This window comes from Pseudarthrobacter oxydans (assembly GCF_013314975.1).
Classification (GTDB): Bacteria; Actinomycetota; Actinomycetes; order Actinomycetales; family Micrococcaceae; genus Arthrobacter; species Arthrobacter oxydans.
Genome location: NZ_JABTYH010000065.1, coordinates 1 through 4967, shown reverse-complemented (window position 1 = coordinate 4967; position 4967 = coordinate 1). Strand labels below are relative to the sequence as shown.

The following is a 4967-nucleotide window of genomic DNA, read 5'->3' as shown; positions in this document are numbered from 1 at the left end:
TTATCTGTGTGCTGTCAACAGTTCTGCGCTAGATTCCGCGGATTCGTTGTGTCAACGACGTCCACGACTTGGGGGTGTTTGTCAGTGGTGGTTCCGGTCAGCGTTCGCCGGGAGGGTCTCGCCGGATCCGGAGTGCAACCCATAGGCCGCAGCGCCGACATATGTAAGCGGGTTCCGACCCAAGAGCGTGCATTTTGGAACGCTGCTTCAGCCTTCCGCAGCACGAGCAGGCCACGGATTCAGAGTCCACGATCGCGGAGGGCTTTGGTGAGTTGATCCATTGTTGGCAGGCCGGCAAACCCATTGGGGGTCATGTAGATGCGGCAGGCCAGATCGGCTGAGGGTGCCCCGTCGGGGAAGATATCGTCTCCGTTGACGGTGATGGTGGGGGACCCGGCAAATCCGGTGCCCTCAATGTCAGAGACGGACTTCAGCAAGCGCATGTGAATTTTGGTATCGGTGTGATCCAAGGCAGTCAGCGCTTCTTCGAGGAGTCTGTGTGCGCTGGCTGTGTTGGGGCATTGATCAATGTGGAGTAGTTCCAACCTCATGCATCCATTCTCTCCCGTGTGTAGGGACGGGCAGGACCTGGTTCCTGGTTGGACTGGATCGTGCGGCGTTTGTGACCGCATGCCGGGTCAGACGGGTTTGGGGGCGTGGCCGAACCGCATGTTGGTGACGTTTGATGGTTGGCCTGTGAGCTCGCGCAGTGCGGTGCGTTCGATGGTGAGGTCGTCTTCGAGGCCGCGCACGGTTTCCCGCAGCTGGGCGATGGTCCGGGAAAGGTCCGTGTTGGTGGCGATGAGCCGGTCGATCTCCTGGCCGCGTTGTTCGTAGAGTTGCCGGAGCCGTTTCTCATCACGTAGTTCCAGCTGCGCCGCCAGTCCCGCGTCGAGTTTCAGGTTCAGTTCACGGATGTGGCCTTTAAGCCGTTTGATGGTCTCATGCGCGTTGACCAGGTCAGCTGCCCGCGCAGCGCGCAGCGGCGGATCGTCGAGACCGGTCTGTGTTTGTTGGTGGCGGCGGAGAGTGTCCAGGAGGTCTGGTTGGCTGTAGAGGTATTGGCGGCTCACGCCCGCGGCAGCGGCCAGCGTGGAGACGGTGAGGGAGTGTCCGCGGTCCGCGGCGACTTTCAGCGCTGCCACGACGTCGTGGTGTTTGCGGGCCGAGGTCTTAGCGCGTGCCCGGGCCAGCGCGGCGGCATTTCCCTTGGCCGGGGTGTGGCCGGTGGTCATAGTTCCCTCAGCTCGATCTGTTTGTTGGCCAGTGCGGCGCTGCGGGCGCGGCGCATGACTTCGGACATGGTGTCGATTTCGCGGCGTTGTTCGGGCGGGAGCTCCATAAGCCGTGCGCGCATGGTTGCCAGCACTTTTTCGTAGTCCGTGATCAGGCCCCGTTGGGCCTCGAGAAGGTAGGCGGCTGTGTCGGAAGCTTCGGCGATGCGCAGCTGGGATCGGAGTTTCAGGATCTCCTTTTCGATCTCCGGGATGTGGGAGGGGTTGGGGCGGAAGAACCCGCAGCCGGCGCACTGATACCGGAGCTGGCATGCGGTGCCCCCGGCGGCGACATTGTTTGGTTCTGCGCAGTCTCCGTAGGGGACCGGGGTGATTTTCAGTTGCACTCGCCCGTCACCGATCCCGATCTGGCGGCCGTGACGGTCGTGGGCCAGAGGCGCGAGGGTGCTCACTGCCTGGCGGCGGCGTTTTGAACTGACCTGGTAGTAGCCCATCGTTGTCGCCATGGAGACGTGGTCCATGAGCTGACGCAGCACGTCCGGGTCCGTGCCGTTGTCCGCATGCCGCTGCGCGTAAGCGCGGCGGAAGTCATACGGTTGGACGCTGGCGAGGTCGAAGTCGACCGTGTTCCCGTCCGCGTCCAGCACCAGACCGGGAACGGGCGGGAGCGACTCGGCGAACTTATGCAGGATACCGGCCAGGTATGTCTCGCCGATATGTGGGATGTTCTCGTCCTTCAGCCGGCGCCGGCCGGTCGGAAACAGGAAGGATGAGCGGATGCCGAGGTCTTCCCGGTCCCTTTCCCAGCGGCGGATGGATTCCACGACCGGTGTTTCGACCGGGAGCTCTTTGATGGCTCCTCCGGTTTTGTGAGCGGTGTAGCGCAGCAGCCAGCCGCCGTGCCGGTCCTGCAGGAGGCAGTCCGTGCCCAGAGAGGTGATCTCGCCGGGCCGTCGCCCGGTTTCCATCAATAGTTCCAGCACGCACCGATACATTTTGGTGTGCCGGCCGACGTTCATCTGAGCGGTATGGTTGCGCAGATGCTCGATCACCGCGGCAGGGGTGACCCTGTCGTTTTCGACTCGTTGGTCGTTCCGTTCTCGTCGTGCCGCCCTCTTGTGGCCCGCGTAGTTCTGCGCGAAGCTTTCCGGGATCTGCTGCCAGGTCCCCAGCCGCCTGGCGGTCCGGCAAAGCTCCCACCACACGGCGTGGATTGTTTGTGAGGCCCTGACGGGCCAGCGGGCATCGAACCGGGTGGAGATGGCCGCCATGTCCTCGTAGGCAAGCCGGGTTGGGTCGATGCCCGCGTCGCTGCGTTTGGCACGGAGCACCGCGGAGGCTTCGACGCAGGCGGCGAAGCCCCGCTGGACGCGGGTTCGGGGCTCCAACGTTGACCCGAGCCATGCACGGAAAGCGGCGGCGAGCCACGGCTGGGAGATCTCCCTCAGGTCCAGTGGGGACCCGGCTAAGTCGGCGTTGGGGTGCGAGTTCGTCACCCGCAGCGGGAGGTCCTGCAAGTAGATCAGATCCTCCTGCAGCGACTCATACCCGGTGAAGCCCCGCAGGGCCTTCTCCAACACCAGGATCCCGACCGACCGGACTCCCTTGAGCCGTGTGGCGTGCTCGTGCGTGCGGAAACACTCCAGCAGATCGGCGTGCTCGTCATGGCGGGCGTCGTTGATGAACGGCCGCAGCTTGTTCACTATCAGCCTGCCGTATCCACGGGTCGAGTACTGCTGAAGGACAAACAGCAGTTCAGTGCGCATTGGCTCCGTCAAGGACCGCAACGGCAACTGATGGCGTTCCAGGACACTGTCGGATCCAATGAAACCTGTCACGGTGAGCGCGCGGTCCAGCCGCTGCGCCGCCCGCAAACCGGAGTTGTGATAATCGCAGAGCCCGCTTGAGAGGGGCATGGAGAACACCCGGTCACAGCCGGGCACCGGGCAGGGCACCGAGGGGTAGGCCACTTTCCCTGCCCGGTCGGTAATGAACGCCGCCAGCAACTCATCGGAGACCGGCATGCCCAAGGCTTTGCAGCTCTTGGCGAACCGGTAGTAGTGCGATGGGCAGAGTCCACGGATCGTTTGCGCCCGCCCGCAACGCTGGCCTGTCTCATCGTGAACCCCGCACAGCGTGAAGCCCCGTGTTGACCGCCCTTCCAGAGGATCCGCTTTCGGCCGGGTTCGGGCGTATTCCTCCACCGGTAACCCTTCCGCCCGGGCCCGTCGCACGCACGATTGGCAATACGCCACCCGGGCGGCCGGGTTGGTGCAGCCGGGCCGGTCACAGACCTTGAAATCGTTGAGTTCGTTGAACGGGTCGATCGTCAACACGCCCCTGGTCGGGTCCCAGGAACCAACGGCCCAGTCATCGCTGAGCTTCCCGGCCAGAAACTCGCGCCAGCCCGTGCCGACACCGGATGGGGACGGAACCAGTTCCTCCGCAACGGCACTCATGCGCCCGGCCCCGGGAACTTGGGGAACTGGACTGCCGGGTTGGCCACCGCCGCCCTCAGCGACTCCTCGGAGGCGTGCGTGTAGATCAGGGTCGAAGCGATCGACCGGTGACCGAGCAACACCCGCACGACGTCAAGATCGACCGGGACGCCCTCCAGCCCGCGCAACCAGATCGTCGCCCTCGTATGCCGCAGCACATGCGGACGGATCTTGAACCCCAGCAGCTTCGATAACCGGCGGAACAAGTCCACCACCCGCGCGTAGCTCAGCGCCTGTCCCGCCGTCGGCCCGTCCAGGGCGACGAAAACGTTCTGTCCCCGGTCATCACCAACACGGTCGATCCGCTCCCGCAGCGCCTCCTGATAGGAGAACGCAAGCTCCGCCGGGACCGGGACCACCCGCAAGGACTTCGCCCGGGCCCCGTTCGCCGGACGGTTGCGCACCACATGAACATGCGGACCTCTGATCACGCAGCCGTGCGGCCGGTTGTCTGCCAGCAGGTGCAGATCCTCCCGGAATAACGACAACGCCTCACCAACACGCAACCCTGCGAAGTAGAGCAACTCCACCAAGAACCGGTCCCGCTGGCGCAACGGCAGCGCCAGCAACGCCCGCCGGTCCGCTTCCTCCGACAACCACGCCGGCGCCCTCGGCACCTCCACCGTCCTGACCCGCAGCTCCTTGACGGGAACACTGCGCATCCGGCCGCGTTCCCCACCCCGGGGACCAGGCCTGACGAACTGCTCCTCCGATAAACGGGCCACCAGTGCCTTTGGCACGAGACCCTCCAGCGCCGCCCACCGGTAAAACTCGACCACCGCAACCAGCCACGCACCGACCGTCGCGGGACGTCTCAGCCTCGCCACCCCCGCCCCACGCTGCACGGGTGTCACCGACAGATGGTTCTTCCAACGCACCATCACCGAGGACCTCGCTTGGGTCCAAGCCAGGCCCTGAGTTGGAAGCCAGCTCAGGAACCCCGCAACCCTCAGACCGTAATTGCGCACCGTGTTCGGCGAAGCGCCGGACTCAACCAAAGACCGCAACCAATCACACGCCCCCGGATGAATCACCCCGCTCCGCCGCTCGAACACGACAGCAGGATCCACTCCGGAAGTGGACCGCACCCAACGAAACCCGAACGCTCCAGGGGCAATCATGGGAGCACCCTAAAGGCAGCCACTGACAACGAAGCCGACGTGTCCACCACGAAGAAAAACCAACCAGTCACTGACAATCGAGGACGCTGATCCATGACTACAGATAAACAGCG

4 protein-coding genes are annotated in these 4967 nt (G+C 64.3%); all 4 read right to left on the bottom strand.

Annotation, left to right across the window (positions count from 1 at the left end; all coding sequences use genetic code 11):
* Positions 1-239: 239 nt before the first annotated feature.
* Entirely contained in the window at positions 240-443 is a 204-nt protein-coding gene (locus HTS88_RS21790; protein WP_246256559.1) for a hypothetical protein, read from the bottom strand.
* A 195-nt stretch (positions 444-638) separates the two neighbouring features.
* Complete coding sequence (locus tag HTS88_RS21785; protein WP_174182254.1) at positions 639-1235, bottom strand: DUF6262 family protein; 597 nt, start codon at positions 1233-1235, stop codon at positions 639-641.
* Positions 1232-3259, bottom strand: coding sequence for a tyrosine-type recombinase/integrase (locus HTS88_RS21780; RefSeq protein WP_174182252.1), 2028 nt, complete (start codon positions 3257-3259; stop codon positions 1232-1234). Before HTS88_RS21780 ends, HTS88_RS21785 begins: the two co-directional genes overlap by 4 nt.
* A 431-nt stretch (positions 3260-3690) precedes the next feature.
* Positions 3691-4803, bottom strand: coding sequence for a tyrosine-type recombinase/integrase (locus tag HTS88_RS21775; RefSeq protein ID WP_174182250.1), 1113 nt, complete (start codon positions 4801-4803; stop codon positions 3691-3693).
* Between the last annotated feature and the right edge of the window lie 164 nt (positions 4804-4967).